Below are 14996 nucleotides of genomic sequence, written 5' to 3'. Positions count from 1 at the left end.
TTTCACCCGCCGGGCGCGTCGGTTCACGTGGTGAACCGGGGCTCGCCACCGCAAGACGCGGCGTCGATCCCGGTTCGGCGCGTCAATGACGAAAGGCCCCGACCGGGTGGTCGGAGCCTTTCGGGGATCTGAAGTTATGCGGACGTCCGCACGGGTTCCTTGTCGCTCTCCGGCTCGTCCTTCGCTGCCGGCTCCTCCTTCTCCGCAGCGGGCACCGGGACGGCGTCCTGCGCATAGTAGAAGTGGGGGCGGCGGTGTCCGAGGAAGGAACCGCACCACGACATGACGGCGATGTAGCGGTTGCGGAAGCCAACCAGGTAGACGAGGTGGACGGCGAGCCACAGCACCCACGCGATGAAGCCGGTGAGCTCGATCTTCCCGACCCGCGTGATAGCGCGGAACCGGTTGATGATCGCCATGCTTCCCTTGTCCTTGTACTGGAACGGGGTGCCCATCGCGACCTTGCCGGTGATCATCTTCGCGACGTGGCGGCCACCCTGCATGGCGAACGGCGACTGCGCCGGCAGGTTGTCGAGGGTGACCATGTCGCCGATGGCGAAGATGTTGTCGCTGCGGCCGACGGTGAAGTCGGGGTCGACGAGCAGGCGTCCGCCGCGGACCGTCTCGCAGCCGGTGCGCTCGGCGAGTACGTCGGCGAAGTCGTTGGCCTGGATGCCTGCCGACCAGATGATGGTCTCCGCGGTGAGGCGGCGGGTCTCCTCGGTCGTGGGCGTGGTGAGCGTGGCACCGTGCTCGTCGATGTCGGTGACCATCGTGCCGAGGACGACGTCGACACCGCTCTTCTCGAGCGACTCCTTGGAGTACTCGCTGAGCTTGCCACCGAACGGGGGCAAAACCTTGTCTGCGCCCTCGACGAGCGTGACGGTGACGTCGTCGGCGCGGATGTTGCCGATGTTCTCGGCGAAGTAGCGCTGCGCGAGCTCCTTGATCTGTCCCGCGAGCTCGACGCCCGTCGGGCCGGCGCCTACGACGATGAAGCTGAGCAGGTTCTTCTGACGCTCGGCATCGGTGGTGACGTGTGCTTCCTCGAAGCAGCGCACGATCTGGCGACGCAGCTTCTCGGCGTCCTCGACGGTCTTCAGCGCGTACGTCAGGTCGGCGAACTCGTCGCGTCCGAAGTACGCCTGGCGGGCGCCGGTCGCGGCGACGAGGTACTTGTAGCCGAGACGCAGGCGCTGACCGCCGGCCTCGTAGACAACCGTGTTCTCCTCGGGGAGCACATCGACGACGCGGCCCAGGCGGACGTCGGCGTTGGGGTATTCGGCCAGGATCGCGCGCACGGACGGGGCGATCTCGCCGGGTGAAAGGACGCCGGTGGCGACCTGGTAGAGCAAAGGCTGGAAAAGATGCTCGGTGGTCTCCGAGATCAGAACGAAGGGCGTGCCGGCCTTGGCGAGCTTCTTGGCGGTGGCCAATGCTCCGAAGCCGGAACCCACGATGACGACGTCCGTCCGATCGACCAGGGTCGCTGTGTCCGCATCGTCCATGCTGTCGTAAACCTCCACGTACTTGTCATCTCCGTTGATGTATGACTACCAAGGTAGGTACGAAGTACCCTCGCTATCCACTAACCTGGGATATTCGAAAAACTGTTATCTGTTTCGCTCATAAATGCGGATGGCACGTTCCCGGGAGGAGCCATGGATTTCCGTCAGTTGCGCTACTTCTTCGCCGTCGGCGAGGAGGGCAGCTTCTCCCGTGCTGCCCAGCGCTGCTTCATCTCGCAGTCGGCGATCAGCCATCAGATCGCGAAGCTCGAGCACGAACTGGGCACCACCCTGTTCGACCGCACCACCCGTTCGGTCAAGCTCACCTCGGCCGGCCGACGCCTGATGCCGATCGCCGCCGAGGTGCTCAGCCTCGAGGCGAAGGCCCTGGAAGTGGGCCACGAACCGCGGGAGAGCATCCGCATCACGGCGAACATGAGCTTCGCGGCGCAGAGCCTCGACGCCATCTCCAGCGTCCGCGAACGTAACCCCAAGATCGACGTGGAGTTCGTCATCAAGGACTTCACCGACCGCGTCAACGCCGTCGCGTCCGGGGATGCCGATCTCGCGCTCATCCGCGGCGACGTCGACCGCCCGGGGCTCGAGGCGATCCGTCTCGGCATCGAAGAGCTCGTCATCGTCACGTCGAGCGAGCACCCGCTGTCGGCGTTCTCCACCGTCGATCTCGGCGACCTCGCCCACTACCCGCTGCTGCTGCCGCCGCGCGGCAGCCAGGTGCTGTTGCACCGCGTGGTCGAGGACGCCTTCGTCGAGGTCGGTCGTCGCGTGCGCCTCGGACCTCCGATCGCGAGCGACCACACCGCGACTCTCGAGGTGCTCACCAACCCGAGGGCGTGGACCGTGCTCTACGCCGGCACCGCGGCCGACACACCCCGCAAGGGGCTGAAGTTCATGCGCGAGATCCACCACCGGCTGCAGGTTCCGGTGTGCGGGGTGGTGCGGAGCAACGCGACGCCCAATCCCGAACTCGAGTTCCTCATGCGGGCGCTCGCCCATTCGATCGTGCCGCCGACGGACAGCACGCCGTGATCCGATCGCAGACGTCGGAGCGCGAAACGGTGTGGGCGGCGTCGCGCACCGGGGCGTAGTCCAGCGGTGTGGACATCCATTCGCGGAAGGCCCGGATGCCCTCCCCGGTGATCGAGTACCGGGTCTTGGTGCTGTTGGGACCCCAGCGCACCTGTTCGCCCTCGACGAGACCCTCGCGCTCCATCCGGCGTCGGTTCTGCCATCGGCATCGGCCGAGCAGGCGCCACCCTCGCACCGACCGCGGTCGGTGTGCTCCTCGATGCGGGATGGACGCCCGAACAGCTCTACTTCGGAGTGGCCGGCGTAGTCGTGCTCGCCGCGGTGGCACTGTTCGCGCTGCGCCCGGCGCGCTAGGCGGACGCCTCGTCCGAGCCGGCGCCCGCCGTCTCCACGGAGTCGCGGAGCTGACCGACGCCCGGGAATCGGAGCGCGAAGTGGTCATCAGAGCGCGTAATTCCGCGCTCCGATGACCACTTCGCGCGTCGATCCGGTGGCCCCTGCGGCGAACAACTCCGCGGCACCCGGACTCTCATGCCTTCGGCCCCTTCCGGGTGCATTCCTTCGGGGCGAGCCCCAGCGCCAGATGCGGCCAGTGGGCGATGTCGCGTCGCATCTGCCGGTCGTGGGTGGCCACGGCGACCGCGGCGTCGGTCGCCCCCAGGGCGTCGGTCAGTTCGTCGACCAACGTGATCGACAGGTGGTTGGTGGGCTCGTCGAGCAGCAGCACGTGCGGTCGCGCGGCGAGAACCATCGCCAGGTCGAGGCGTCGTTGCTGGCCCATCGACAGGTCTCGGACCCGCTTGCCGAGGTCACGTTCGGTGAACAGTCCGAGTTCGTCGAGATCGACGGCTCCCTGGTCGGGGACGAGGCCGGCGACGATCAGTTCGCCGACGTGCGCGTCGTAGAGCTGCTGTACCCGCGCCGCCGACGGTGCCGGCGACTCCTGGGCGAGCCGTCCGATCCGCACGACGGGATCGCTCTCGCGGGTCCCCGCCGTCGGTTCGACCTCGCCGGCCAGCACCGCGAGCAGCGTCGACTTGCCGGCGCCGTTGGGTCCGGTGATGACGAGCCGCGAACCGGCGAGGACGGCCAGATCGACCGGACGGTCGAGTCGGCCGCGCACCATGACGTCCTCGACGCGCACCAAGGGTGTGTCCGGGTCGATCCCGTCGGCCTCCGCGCCGAGCGCAGGCATGGAGAACTGCAGCGGCGGTACCGGTACCGCCACGGCATGGTCGTCCAGCGCTTCCTGACGGCGGTGCACCGACTGCACGAGCGCCGGCGCGCGGGTGGCACGCTGGTGCTTGCCGGTGCCCTTCTCCGGCCGCCAGCCGGTGACGAGCCGATCCTGCGCGGACTCGAGGTCCGATTCCAGCCGGGCCCGCTCGGCCTGCTCACGGGCGTATTCGCTCACCCAACGGGCATATTCGGCCTCGCGTCCCGTCCGGAAGCCGGCGTATCCCCCGCCGTACAGGCGTGGACGACCGTCGCGGCTCGGGTTCAGGTCGAGGATCGACGTGGCGACGTCGGTCAACAGGGCGCGGTCGTGGCTGACGAGGACCACGCCGCTGCGGGTCTGCTGCAGGCGTTCGGTGAGATAGTCGAGCCCCGATGCGTCGAGATGGTTGGTCGGCTCGTCGAGCAACAGGAAATCGTGTTCGGCGCCGAGCAGTGCGGCCAGGCGCACGCGGTAGCGCTGCCCGACCGACATCTCCGCCAGCGGTCGCGAGCGGTCGGTGACGGCGCCGAGCGCTTCGAGGGCGGTGTCGACGCGACGGTCGGCGTCCCACGCGTCGAGTTGCTCGGCGATCTCGAGGGCGTCGGCGTACGCGTCGGCGGCGCCCGGACGTTCGTCGGCGAGTGCTGCGGTGCTCTCGTCGAGCGCCCGCAGCGCGGCGCGGACGTGCGCCAGCTCGATGTCGACGAGATCGCCGACGGTGCGCCCCTCGGCGACGGTCATCTCCTGCTCGGCGATACCGAACGAGCCGAACCGACGCACCGTCCCCGAGTCCGGTTCGAGGCGGCCGGCGAGGACGTGCAGCAGCGTGGACTTGCCGCGCCCGTTCTCCCCGACGACGCCCAGCCGGGAGCCCGGCGTGACCGCGAGGTCGACGCCGCGCAGGACGGGATGACCGTCGCGGGCGAGATGGACGTCGACGGCGCCGAGTTGGGCGCGAGAGCGCCGGGGCATGGTGATGCTGATGGTCATGTGGTTTCCTCCGTGCGGAGGCGCACTCGTCCCCGGATCACGGGTGGGAGGATGCGCTCGCTGACGAACGGCCGGACACTCGGCCGTATTCGGGTACGGCTCGAACCGCGACCTCGGAGGACGTCCCGAGCCGCGGAGGGGGTGTCGTCAGTGGAAGTAGAGCGCCTGGATCATGATCTCCAGGGTACCGAGCGCCCGAGCACCGTCAATCGGATTTCGGTCCTCGGCCACGGCGTACGTCCGCCTCGGCGGCGAACCGTTCCTCGTATGCCGCAGCAAGTTCCTCGAGGGTCGCGGCGCAATCACCCTCGTAGGCCGGGGCGTGCATGGGTGCGAGAGTGCTCGGGTGCAGGTCCGCGAGTGCGCGGATGGTGGGTCCGAGTTCGGGGGTCAGGCACGTCGCGCGACCCAGGTCCTCCGCCTGCAGAGCGGGGCCGACGATCTCGCTCGTCGTCCGTGCCGGATATCTACCGAACGCCGTGAACAGATCACCGCACAACAGGGTGGATGTCGTTTCCTCGAACATCAGACCTGCATCCCATCCGTGTGGAACGTGCGGGGTGTCGATGTGCCGCACCCGACGGCGCCCGGTGGCCAGGACGTCCCCGTCCTGCAGGGGATGCGGTGGACGATCCGCAAGATCGGCGACCTGGACGAAACAACCCATCGCACCGTGGGCGACCTCCGCCGCCGGCGCCACTTCGAGCCAGGAGTTCATCGATCCGCACTCGTCGGCCTCGACGTGCCCGAAGGTGATCCACCGCAACCGATCCAGCGGTATCAACCGTGCTATCGCCTCCGACACCGACGGGAACAACGACCGATATCCGGTATGGAACAGCAGAGGCTCGTCACCGTCCACGAGGAACTGGTTCATCGTCAGGTTCGCCGCGTCGAGAAATGTGGACACGCGGTAGACATCCGGAGCGATCTCGGTGATCTCGGTTTCCATCACAGGTCTCCTTGGTCGCACCCCCTTCTTTCGAGCGTGCCTCTGTCTCCGGCCGGACACAAGCCTCCGAGCCGGTACTCGTGCGAAGATGCGAGGAACATCTGTCGACGAGGCCGCAGGAGGCGCTCATGGAGCACACCGAATCGTCGTTCACCGGCGTCGGCGCGATCCCGATCGTGTACGACGTGTGGTCGCCGGAGGCCCCTACCGGCGTGCTGATCCTCAGCCACGGGCTGGGTGAGCACGCACGTCGCTACGACCACGTCGTCGCGCGGCTCACCGATCTCGGCCTCGTCGTGTACGCCCCCGACCACCGCGGTCACGGACGGTCGGGCGGCAAGCGTGTGGGCGCCCGGGAGATGCGCGAGTTCACCGACGACCTGGACAGCCTGATCGATCTGGCGACCCATGCGCATCCCGGCCTGCCGGTCTTCATGCTCGGTCACTCGATGGGCGGTGCGATCGCTCTGGCCTACGCGCTCGACCATCAGGACCGGCTCGACGCGCTCGTGTTGTCGGGGCCGGCGGTGATCGTCACGTCGGGCACACCGAAGCCGGTCGTGGAGATCGGCAAGCTGATCGGGCGTTTCCTGCCGGGTGTGCCGGTGCAGCAGTTCGACAGCAAAGCGGTCTCGCGCGATCCCGCGGTGGTCGCGGCGTACGACGCCGATCCGCTCGTGCACCACGGTCTCGTGCCCGCCGGACTCGCGCGGGTGCTGGTGCTCAACGAGCAGAGCCTCGAGCGGCGCCTCCCGAACCTGAGGCTGCCGTTGCTCGTCATGCACGGAACCGCCGATGCGCTCGCCGATCCGGCCGGGTCGCAGCTCATCGCCGACCGTGCGGGTTCGAAGGACTTGACGCTGAAGTTGTACGACGGGCTGTACCACGAGGTGTTCAACGAGCCGGAGAAGGACCGCGTGCTCGACGACCTGACGGCCTGGTTGAAGACACGACTCGACAACTGAGGCTCGACAACCGGAAGGAGAGGGCGTGTCGTCACGCATGCCGGTCGCGTTCGTCGGCCACGGCAGTCCGCTCAACGCGCTCGAATCGAATCGGTACACGCAGGCCTGGGCGGCGTTCGGGCGATCCGTGCCGACGCCCCGCGCGATCCTGGCGATCTCCGCCCACTGGTTCATCAACGCCACCGCGGTGACCGCGATGCGGTCGCCGCGCACGATCCACGACTTCTTCGGGTTCCCGCAGGAGTTGTTCGACGTCGAGTATCCGGCGCCCGGTGCTCCGGAACTGGCGGAGGAGATCGCCGACCTCGTCCACCCGACGTGGGTGGGTGCCGACGTCGACTCGTGGGGTATCGACCACGGCACCTGGTCGGTGCTCACCCACGCCTTCCCGGAGGCGGATGTCCCGGTGGTGCAGCTCAGCCTCAACGCCTACAAGCCGCTCGACTATCACGTCGAACTCGGAGCCCGTCTCGCCGGACTCCGCGATCGCGGGGTGTTGATCGTCGCGAGCGGCAACGTCGTCCACAACCTCGGCACGATGGATCCGCGACGCCCGGGCGCGGGGTTCGACTGGGCGCACCGATTCGACGAGGATGCCTTCGCCGTTCTGCGCGACCGTCCCGGTGACGCCGCGGCGCTGGGTGAGCACCCCGATTACCGCCACGCGGTGCCGACCCCCGATCATTTCCTGCCGTTGCTGTACGTCGCGGGTCTGGCCGCCGAGTCCGGGGAGCAACCGGAGACCCTCGTCGACGGTGTCGAATACGGATCGCTGTCGATGACGTCCTACGCCGTCGGCGGGAACTGTCCGCCGCGCGACGGGGACGGCCACGGCGCCGGACTGCCCGAGAGCCCGGAGCCGCCCGACACCAACCTGTGAGCGTTCAGGCGGCGTCGTCCACTGCGACGATCGCGCGTCGCGCGAACCGGGTGCTGAGCCCGATCAGTTCCATGGCTTCGGGGATCGCGCGGGCCAGGACCGGCCACGCGTGGATCTGCCCGCGCCACAGATGTGTCTCCACGGTGCGTCCCGCCGACGCGAGTCGTTCGGTCATGATCTCCACGTCCGGCCTGGTCAGTTCGTATTCGGCGGCGCACATGAACATGGGAGGGAACAGCGCCGGATCGGCGTCGACAGGGTTCGTCTCGCCCTCGATCGCCTCTTCCCCGGCGAACCAGCGCGGACTGATCTTCCCGAGTGCCTTGATGGGCAGGTAGGCGTCCCTCGCCATGTACTTCGGGTCGTGCTTGTCTAGGTCGAGGTTGAGCAGCGGCGAGTACCCGATCACCGCGGCCGGTCGCTGGATGCCGCGACGCGCGGCGAGTTCGGCGACCTTCGCCGCGAGATAACCGCCGGCCGAGTCGCCGCCGACGACGATGCGCGTGGGATCGTCGGCCACCTCGAGCAGAGCGGTGTACGCGTTCATCGCGTCCTGCACCGAACCTGCGATCGGCACCGCGGGCACCTGCCGGTAGTCCATCGAGTACACCGGGGCACCGGAATCGAGCGCGAGCTGCACGCACAGCTGACGGTGGGTGGACGGGCCGCAGAAGATGAAGCCGCCGCCGTGGAAGTAGAGGATGGTGGCGTCGTCGAGCGGATCGTCGACCGGCTTCGGGGAGATGATCCGCTCACCTGGCACTCCGCCGAGTTCGGTCTGCGTGACGTGCACGGCGCGCGGCGTGGGCGTGATCCTGTCGACCACCCACGACAGCCGGCCGAGCACGGCGATGCCGAAGTCGTTGCTCGGCCAGAGACTCAGAATCGGCTTGAAGAGGATCCGGACCACCCACAGGAGGATCAGCGCGACCCTACTGCTGCGGTCGTGCCAGGTCACCGCATCGGTACGCATGTGCACACACTATGTGACCGATACGTCTCGGGCATCGAGAGTTCCGACACCCGGCGGCCCTGGACCTCGAACGCGTCACCCGATCCGCAGCAGCGGCACGAGCAGTTCCTCGTCGGTCAACGCCCCGTGCTGCCCGGGAAGGTTCGACATGACCTGCTCGCCGTCGCTGCGGATCACCGTCGATTCGCCGCGTCCGACGGCCACGATGTCGCCGATCCGTTTGGCCAGCGCCGGATCGGGATCGGATCCGAACAGGCACGCCGCGAACGCGTCGTCGCGGGTGCCGACCCACGCGTGGTCGCCGAGCTCGTTGCGCCAGCGTTCGAGGACCCGGTCGACGTGGTAGGTGTAGATGTGGCGGCACCGCGGTTCCCCGGCGATGACGGTGACGTCCTCACCGAGACCCGGGGTGTGGTCGAAGTCGATGCGGCGACCCCGCGAGGCGTCGACCATGCCGTGATCGGCGGTGACGAGCAGGCGGGTGCCGGTCGGCAGCGCGTCGGCGAGTTGCTCGACGAAACGATCGACCACCGTGAGTTGCGCGAGCCACGCCGCGGACTCCGGTCCGTAGACGTGTCCGAGGGTGTCGACCTCGCCGATGTAGCAGTAGACGAGGCTGCGGTCGCCGGCGCTCACCGCGGCGACGACCTGGGCGAGCAGATCGCCGTAGGCGGAGACCCCGACGAAGTTGCCGCCGCGCAGCACGGCCCGGGTGAGGCCGCTGCCCTCGAAGGCATTCGGCACGACGGTGGTGACGGTCAGGCCCGCCTCGCGGCCGCGTTCGAACACCGTCGGGTGGGGCTGCACGGTCTCGGGTACAAGATCGTCGCGCTGGTCGATCGCGGTTCCGGCGAGGGTCCAGCGGAGCCAGTTGACCGGGGCCTCGATCTCGTCGACGTACGACTGGTAACCGGTGATGCCGTGGAGGCCGGACGGCAGCCCCGTCCCGAGGGAAGCGAGGCTGACGGCGGTGGTCGTCGGGAAGCCGGCACGCATCGGGCTCCCCGGCGCCTGCGTCAGGTACGGAGCGGCTTTCGCGTTGCGCTGCAGCAGCTCCCATCCCATCCCGTCGACGAGAAGGACGACGGTGTGATCGACGGGAGTGAGATCGAGTCGGTTGGTCTCACCGGCGACCCCCGCGGACGAGAGCACCGAAGGCATCAGGTCGGCGAGGGTCGGCTCGGCGTAGACGTCGCGCAGTGGCAGGCTCATAACCCGAGTATGAGCCACTCGCCTGCGCCGAGGGTCACTTGATATCGGAGCCGTGCTTCGTCAGCGGCATGACCTCGATGTTCATGTAGGGGAACAACGGCAGGTTCCACAGGATCTCGTGCAATTCGTCGGCCGACTCGACGTCGAAGATCGAGATGTTGCTGTACTGGCCGACGATCCGCCAGATCTCCCGCCACTTGCCCTGGCGCTGGAGATCCTGGCTGTAGGCCTTCTCCTTCGCGACGGTCTCGGCGCGCACGTCGGGGTCCAGATCGCGGGGGATGTCGACGTCCATCCGAACGTGGAACAGTGCCATGATGTTTCTCCTTCTTCTGTTCTGACGAGAGCGCGAATCAGGAACGCGCGTACTTCTTCACGACGTCCATGTCGAGTTCGACGCCGAGTCCCGGCCCCTCGGGCAGGTGCACCTGGCCCTCGGAGTAGTCGAGCGGCTCCTGCAGCAGTTCGACGGCGAACAACTGCGGACCGAACAGTTCGGTGCCGTAGTCGATCCCCGGTTCGGCGCAGGCGAAGTGGACGGACGCGGCGGTCCCGATGGGGCCTTCGATGGAGGTCGCACCGTGGCACCGCAGGCCGGCCGCCTTCGCGACGGCGACGACCTGCTTGCTGCGCTGCAGTCCGCCGCACTTGGTGGTCTTGAGCGCGACGACGTCGGCGGCGCCGAGCTTGGCCACCTCGTACGCGTCGTGCGGGGTCTGCACGGACTCGTCTGCCATCACCGGCGCCGAGACGCGTCGGTTGATCTCGGCGAGCACGTCGAGTTGATCTGCGGGAGTGGGCTGTTCGATGAGTTCGACTCCACCGTTGACGAGCTGCGGGACGTGGCGCAGCGCGGTGAAACGGTCCCAGCGGGCGTTGACGTCGATGCTGAATCCGACCTCGCCGCCGAACGCCTCGACGATCTTGACGACACGATCGGTGTCGACTGCCGGGTCGAGCGCACCCATCTTGAGCTTGAAGGAGTAGTTCAGGCGCTGCTCACGCTTGTGGGTGACCTCCTCGACGATCTCTTCGAGCGGCGCGGCGCCGAGCGCCCACCGCACGTCGACGCCGGTCCGGAAGGCACCGCCGAGCAGCGACGCGACCGGCACACCCAGCGCGCGTCCCCACGCGTCGTGCATCGCGACGTCGACGGCCGCCTTCGCGAATCGCGCGTTGGCGACGATGCGCTCGATATCGACCATGACGCCACTGATCTCGTCGACTCCGCGTCCGATGATGTAGGGCCCGAGGTAGCGATCGACGATCTGCTGCATCGTCTCGACCGATTCGCCGCCCCACCACGGCCCGCCCGGCACGACGCCTTCACCGTAACCGGTGACGCCGCCCTCGGTGGTCACCGCGACGAGCAGGATCGGCTGCGCTTCGGCGGTGGTGGTGGCGAACTTGTGGGGTCGGATCAGCGGTACATCGATGATCGTCGTGGTGACGGAGGCGATCTTCAGATCGGGGTCGGACATCGGAATTGCTCACAATCGGATCGGGGTGTGACGGGGAATACGTCGACCCTGCATTCAGCACGAATGCCGGTACCCCAGTGGGGCACCGGCATTCGTTACGCAGAACCGACTCGCGCGCGGGGGCCGGATCGGGCGGTTTCCGCGGTGCGGATCACGCTTCGGGGTCGAGCACGAAGTTGTAGGTCACTTCGTCGATGCCGTCGGCGTTGGGCTGCGGATCCAGGATGAGCTCGGGCTTGACGGCCGTGGCGACGTCGTCCTCGACCCACTCGCCGCCCTTGAAGTACAGCTGGGTGGTGATGGCGCGCTTGCCGGGAGCCTTCACCATGAGGTGCAGGTGGGCCGGACGCCAGGGGTGTCCGCCGTAGGACTTGATGAACCAGCCGGTCGGGCCGTCGGACGGGATCTGGTAGGGAGCCGGCTTGAGCGTGGTGATCTCGAAGTTGCCGTTCTCGTCCACCTCGACGGTGCCGCGCAGGTTCCACTCGGGGATGCCGGGGGCGAACTGCGAGTAGAAGCCCTCTTCGTCCGCGTGCCACAGCTCGACGGTGGCGCCGGGCAGACCGTTGCCCTCGAGGTCGGTGACCTGGCCCTTGAAGACCAGCGGCGGCGCGACCTTGTCCTTCTCGCGCATCGGCATGGTGCACTTCGACGGGAGCTTGGGGCTGTCCGGGACGTAGTAGGGGCCTTCGATGGAGCCCTTGGTGCCGGTGAAGCCCTTGCGGTTGTAGTGCACCTTCTCGATCTCGTGCTCGACGAAGACGTCCAGCCACAGCGGCCACTCGCCGTATTCACCCACGTCGATGAGCCACTGCTTGAGCACCCGGTACTCGTCGTAGGTCACCTGGTGCTTCTGGATGATGTCGGCGAAAGCCCCGATCACGTCCTGGTAGATCGCCGACGCACGCTCGACCGAGGTGTCGGACGTGACCCGCTCGGACTTGAACTTGTCGGTCGCAGCGTTGCCGGACCCGTGGGCGGTGGGGTTCTCCATGGTGGTCATGGCTCTCCTCGTGGGGACTGAACTATCGGAAAGTGTGGGGCCGGTGCGACACAGGGGCTGCGGTGATCACCGGTCAGTACGCTGTGCGTACTTGTGTATCGCAGTGCGTACATCACATACTGTGCGTGGTGTCACACAGCTTGTCAACACCGGATCGGGCAGTATCAACAAGTACGCAGGTAGGAGGCAGGATGCCGAGCATCGACCTAGGTAATGGCCCTAGCAACGATCGAGACTTCATCCAGAGCATCGAACGTGGTTTCGCGGTATTGCACGCCTTCGACGACAAGGACCCGAACCCCAGCCTGGCCGAGCTGGCCGCCAAGACCGACCTGTCGCGACCCGCGGTCCGCCGGATCCTGCTGACCCTGCAGAAACTCGGCTACGTCACCTCGCACGGCACGAGATGGTCGCTCACTCCACGCGTGCTCAGTATCGGCCGGCACTACACCGAATCCCACACTCTCGTGGACTCGGCATTGCCGAAACTCGTCGAGATCGCCGAGCACGCCAACGAATCCGCATCCCTCGGCGTACTCGACGGCACCGAGGTCGTCTACGCCGCACGCGTCCCGGTCCGCCGGATCATGAGCATCAACGTCTCCGTCGGCACCCGCGTCCCCGCCTACGCGACGTCGATGGGTCGGGCGCTGCTGGCCTGGTCACCACGCGACATCGTCGATCGCGTGCTCGAGGAAACCGAGTTCGTACGATTCACGAGCGCGACGATCGACAACCCCGACGACCTGCGTGCCGAACTGGCCCACGTGCGCAACCGCGGCTACGCGATCACCTCCGCCGAACTCGAGGAGGGGCTCATCACGATCGCCGCTCCCGTCTTCGACCCCTCCGGCTATGCCGTGGGAGTGCTCGCGTGCTCGACGTCGACCGGTCGGCACACCCTCGACTCGTTCCGCGATCTCGCTACGAAAAGGGTCGTGAACTGCGCCGAAAGGCTCAGCAGGGAGCTCGGCTACCACCACAACTGACGGCCCTCGATCACCCACGCAGCGTGACCGACGGTGCCACCCCGTACTTGCGCTTGTAGGCCGCCGCGAACCGGCCGGTATGGGTGATACCCCACTTCAGAGCCACATCGGTGACCGACAGTTCCGCCGCATCGCCCACCGCGAGTTCCTCGTGGATGCGCTCGAGGCGCAGGTCGAGCAGATAGGCGCGCGGGCACACCCCGAGATATTCGCGGAACCCCTCCTGCAGGCGCCGCACGCTGACCCCTGCCACCTCGGCCATCTCGGCGGTGGTCCACGCCGAGGCAGGATCCTCGTGCAACCGGTCGAGGACACGCTTGATGATGCGCGGGCGCGCACCGCCGGTCGGATCCGCGTCCTCCGGCATGACCGCGAGGATGAACGAGGTCGTCAGAGCACCCGACAACTGCTCCGAGACAAGCGGATTCCGCCACAGCGATTCGTCCGTTTTGAGCTGTTCCACGACCGAGCGCAACAGCGTCATCCAGCTCTGGCCCGCCTGCGTCGTCAGATCCACCCGATTCGGGAGCTGCAGGTCGGGACGGGCGAGGATGCGCGACATCTCGCGCTGCAGATAGTCGCGTTCGAGCTTGATCCCGACGATCTCGCAGTCGTTCGTCCACTTCTGTTCCGGAGCTGCGGTGTCGGGACGGAAGACGGCGGCGTGCCCGACCTCCGACACCAACCCGTTGCCGGCGGCGATCCGACCGGCGATCGGAATGTTCACCGCGTACGCCCCGGGATGTTCGCTGCGGATCGACACCGCCGCTCCCCAGCCGATGCGCGTGAGACGGATCGGCCCGAGCGGCAGTGTGCGGAGCCGGAGCGAGGGCGCGACGTCGTCGAGCGGCGTCAGTTCGTGCTCGAAATAGGCATTCGAGACAGCCTCTTCCACCCCTTCCCAATCGACCGGCCCCGAAGTCGGCTCCATTGCCATCGGCCCCTCACCTTCGTTTCCAGCTCGTCGTCGGCGCTCCGACCTGCGCATCCGTGTGGTTCGAGCGCGCGCGATCCAGTGTGATGCGGAACACGGCCCCAGGCAAACAGGGCCCTTCGGCCCACTCACCGCGCTAGGTGGATAGTGACCGCGCTCACTGGATCGCACAAGTTCCACGACGTCCATATGGTCTGTGTCACATCGAATCGAAGTCCACCACAACCCGCACCGGACAGGAGGACGCAGACATGGATCAGCGCACACTCCGCAATATCTTCGGACAGTTCGCCAGCGGCGTCACCGTCATCACCTGCGCGAACAGCGACGGAGAGCCCCACGGCGCGACCGTCACCGCCTTCACCGCCGTCTCGCTCGAGCCCCGCCTGTGCCAGGTCACCCTGACCCGCACCTCCAAGGCCTGCCGGTTCCTGTCCGACGCGCCGTTCGCGGTCAACATCCTCGCCGCGAACCAGCTCGACACTGCACTGCACTTCGCAGGACGCCCCCAGTCGCCCGAGCCGGTCTGGGAGCAGGGCCCCACCGCCCCGATCCTCGCCGGCACCGCCGCGACACTGTCGTGCACGCCCTGGCGCGAATACGACGGCGGCGACCACATCATCTACATCGGCGAGATCGTCGACGCCACCTTCGACGAGACGGTCGACCCGCTCCTGTTCTACCGCAGCACTTTCCATGATCTCGGCGCCCCGAGCACGTCCACCGCGTGGAACGGCTCGCTCGACGATCCGCACAGCGGATGGTTCGACTCGCAGACCCGCTTCGTGCCGTTCCACCGCGCCGCAGCCCACGCCTGAACATCTTCCACTCCCCCGGACA

14 protein-coding genes and 1 pseudogene are annotated in these 14996 nt (G+C 67.5%); 6 read left to right on the top strand and 9 right to left on the bottom strand.

Annotated elements, in window-relative coordinates:
- Window positions 1-134: 134 nt before the first annotated feature.
- Window positions 135-1508 (bottom strand): NAD(P)/FAD-dependent oxidoreductase, encoded by a 1374-nt coding sequence (locus BO226_RS21545; RefSeq protein WP_071936016.1) that lies wholly within the window; start codon window positions 1506-1508, stop codon window positions 135-137.
- 153 nt (window positions 1509-1661) lie between these two features.
- Here BO226_RS21545 and BO226_RS21540 point away from each other — a divergent pair, with 153 nt between their 5' ends.
- Both BO226_RS21540 and BO226_RS27295 read left to right on the top strand, forming a co-directional pair.
- Entirely contained in the window at window positions 1662-2558 is an 897-nt protein-coding gene (locus tag BO226_RS21540) for a LysR family transcriptional regulator (RefSeq protein WP_071936015.1), read from the top strand.
- Between the two features lie 171 nt (window positions 2559-2729).
- Window positions 2730-2912, top strand: a pseudogene (locus BO226_RS27295) (MFS transporter); the annotation flags it as partial.
- Window positions 2913-3087: 175 nt separating this feature from the next.
- Here the strand turns inward: BO226_RS27295 and BO226_RS21530 are convergent.
- The gene (locus BO226_RS21530; protein ID WP_071936013.1) at window positions 3088-4767 is read right to left on the bottom strand and encodes an ABC-F family ATP-binding cassette domain-containing protein; all 1680 of its coding nucleotides are present in this window, start codon (window positions 4765-4767) and stop codon (window positions 3088-3090) included.
- 205 nt (window positions 4768-4972) lie between these two features.
- The gene (locus BO226_RS21525) at window positions 4973-5719 is read right to left on the bottom strand and encodes an MBL fold metallo-hydrolase (RefSeq protein ID WP_071936012.1); all 747 of its coding nucleotides are present in this window, start codon (window positions 5717-5719) and stop codon (window positions 4973-4975) included.
- Between the two features lie 128 nt (window positions 5720-5847).
- Here BO226_RS21525 and BO226_RS21520 point away from each other — a divergent pair, with 128 nt between their 5' ends.
- Window positions 5848-6684 carry an alpha/beta hydrolase gene (locus BO226_RS21520; protein ID WP_033097470.1) on the top strand — a complete coding sequence of 279 codons (837 nt, stop codon included), beginning with the start codon at window positions 5848-5850 and terminating at the stop codon, window positions 6682-6684.
- 37 nt (window positions 6685-6721) lie between these two features.
- The gene (ygiD, locus tag BO226_RS21515) at window positions 6722-7564 is read left to right on the top strand and encodes a 4,5-DOPA dioxygenase extradiol (protein WP_019288822.1); all 843 of its coding nucleotides are present in this window, start codon (window positions 6722-6724) and stop codon (window positions 7562-7564) included.
- A 4-nt stretch (window positions 7565-7568) separates the two neighbouring features.
- On the opposite strand, the gene BO226_RS21510 is transcribed toward ygiD, so the two are convergent.
- The 5 genes from BO226_RS21510 to catA all read right to left on the bottom strand — a co-directional run bounded on the left by BO226_RS21510 (window position 7569) and on the right by catA (window position 12233).
- A complete protein-coding gene (locus tag BO226_RS21510) occupies window positions 7569-8537 on the bottom strand; it encodes an alpha/beta hydrolase (protein WP_006553169.1) in 969 nt (322 codons plus the stop codon).
- Between the two features lie 75 nt (window positions 8538-8612).
- Window positions 8613-9749 (bottom strand): alkaline phosphatase family protein, encoded by a 1137-nt coding sequence (locus BO226_RS21505; protein WP_006553168.1) that lies wholly within the window; start codon window positions 9747-9749, stop codon window positions 8613-8615.
- A 34-nt stretch (window positions 9750-9783) separates the two neighbouring features.
- Window positions 9784-10065 (bottom strand): muconolactone Delta-isomerase, encoded by a 282-nt coding sequence (gene catC / locus BO226_RS21500; RefSeq protein ID WP_006553167.1) that lies wholly within the window; start codon window positions 10063-10065, stop codon window positions 9784-9786.
- Between the two features lie 37 nt (window positions 10066-10102).
- Window positions 10103-11230 carry a muconate/chloromuconate family cycloisomerase gene (locus tag BO226_RS21495; protein WP_071936011.1) on the bottom strand — a complete coding sequence of 376 codons (1128 nt, stop codon included), beginning with the start codon at window positions 11228-11230 and terminating at the stop codon, window positions 10103-10105.
- Window positions 11231-11381: 151 nt separating this feature from the next.
- Window positions 11382-12233, bottom strand: a complete 852-nt coding sequence (catA, locus tag BO226_RS21490; RefSeq protein WP_071936010.1) for a catechol 1,2-dioxygenase — start codon at window positions 12231-12233, stop codon at window positions 11382-11384.
- A gap of 191 nt (window positions 12234-12424) precedes the next feature.
- Between catA and BO226_RS21485 the strand changes: the two genes are divergently transcribed.
- On the top strand, window positions 12425-13222 hold the full coding sequence (locus BO226_RS21485) for an IclR family transcriptional regulator domain-containing protein (RefSeq protein ID WP_071936009.1): 798 nt from the start codon (window positions 12425-12427) through the stop codon (window positions 13220-13222).
- A 10-nt stretch (window positions 13223-13232) separates the two neighbouring features.
- On the opposite strand, the gene BO226_RS21480 is transcribed toward BO226_RS21485, so the two are convergent.
- Window positions 13233-14153, bottom strand: a complete 921-nt coding sequence (locus tag BO226_RS21480) for an AraC family transcriptional regulator (protein ID WP_071936008.1) — start codon at window positions 14151-14153, stop codon at window positions 13233-13235.
- Between the two features lie 254 nt (window positions 14154-14407).
- On the opposite strand from BO226_RS21480, the gene BO226_RS21475 reads away from it, so the two are divergent.
- Window positions 14408-14974, top strand: coding sequence for a flavin reductase family protein (locus BO226_RS21475; RefSeq protein WP_071936007.1), 567 nt, complete (start codon window positions 14408-14410; stop codon window positions 14972-14974).
- Window positions 14975-14996 lie beyond the last annotated feature (22 nt).

Source organism: Rhodococcus sp. 2G, assembly GCF_001886355.1.
Lineage (GTDB): Bacteria > Actinomycetota > Actinomycetes > Mycobacteriales > Mycobacteriaceae > Rhodococcus > Rhodococcus pyridinivorans.
Note: the sequence above shows the minus strand (reverse complement) of the source record. Positions and strands in the feature narration are given on the sequence as shown.

Excerpts from the sequence above, each read along its gene's own strand:
- BO226_RS21545 (WP_071936016.1), bottom strand. The coding sequence starts at position 1,508 with ATGGACGATGCGGACACAGCGACCCTGGTCGATCGGACGGACGTCGTC.
- BO226_RS21540 (WP_071936015.1), top strand. The coding sequence starts at position 1,662 with ATGGATTTCCGTCAGTTGCGCTACTTCTTCGCCGTCGGCGAGGAGGGC.
- BO226_RS21530 (WP_071936013.1), bottom strand. The coding sequence starts at position 4,767 with ATGACCATCAGCATCACCATGCCCCGGCGCTCTCGCGCCCAACTCGGC.
- BO226_RS21525 (WP_071936012.1), bottom strand. The coding sequence starts at position 5,719 with ATGGAAACCGAGATCACCGAGATCGCTCCGGATGTCTACCGCGTGTCC.
- BO226_RS21520 (WP_033097470.1), top strand. The coding sequence starts at position 5,848 with ATGGAGCACACCGAATCGTCGTTCACCGGCGTCGGCGCGATCCCGATC.
- ygiD (WP_019288822.1), top strand. The coding sequence starts at position 6,722 with ATGCCGGTCGCGTTCGTCGGCCACGGCAGTCCGCTCAACGCGCTCGAA.
- BO226_RS21510 (WP_006553169.1), bottom strand. The coding sequence starts at position 8,537 with ATGCGTACCGATGCGGTGACCTGGCACGACCGCAGCAGTAGGGTCGCG.
- BO226_RS21505 (WP_006553168.1), bottom strand. The coding sequence starts at position 9,749 with ATGAGCCTGCCACTGCGCGACGTCTACGCCGAGCCGACCCTCGCCGAC.
- catC (WP_006553167.1), bottom strand. The coding sequence starts at position 10,065 with ATGGCACTGTTCCACGTTCGGATGGACGTCGACATCCCCCGCGATCTG.
- BO226_RS21495 (WP_071936011.1), bottom strand. The coding sequence starts at position 11,230 with ATGTCCGACCCCGATCTGAAGATCGCCTCCGTCACCACGACGATCATC.
- catA (WP_071936010.1), bottom strand. The coding sequence starts at position 12,233 with ATGACCACCATGGAGAACCCCACCGCCCACGGGTCCGGCAACGCTGCG.
- BO226_RS21485 (WP_071936009.1), top strand. The coding sequence starts at position 12,425 with ATGCCGAGCATCGACCTAGGTAATGGCCCTAGCAACGATCGAGACTTC.
- BO226_RS21480 (WP_071936008.1), bottom strand. The coding sequence starts at position 14,153 with ATGGAGCCGACTTCGGGGCCGGTCGATTGGGAAGGGGTGGAAGAGGCT.
- BO226_RS21475 (WP_071936007.1), top strand. The coding sequence starts at position 14,408 with ATGGATCAGCGCACACTCCGCAATATCTTCGGACAGTTCGCCAGCGGC.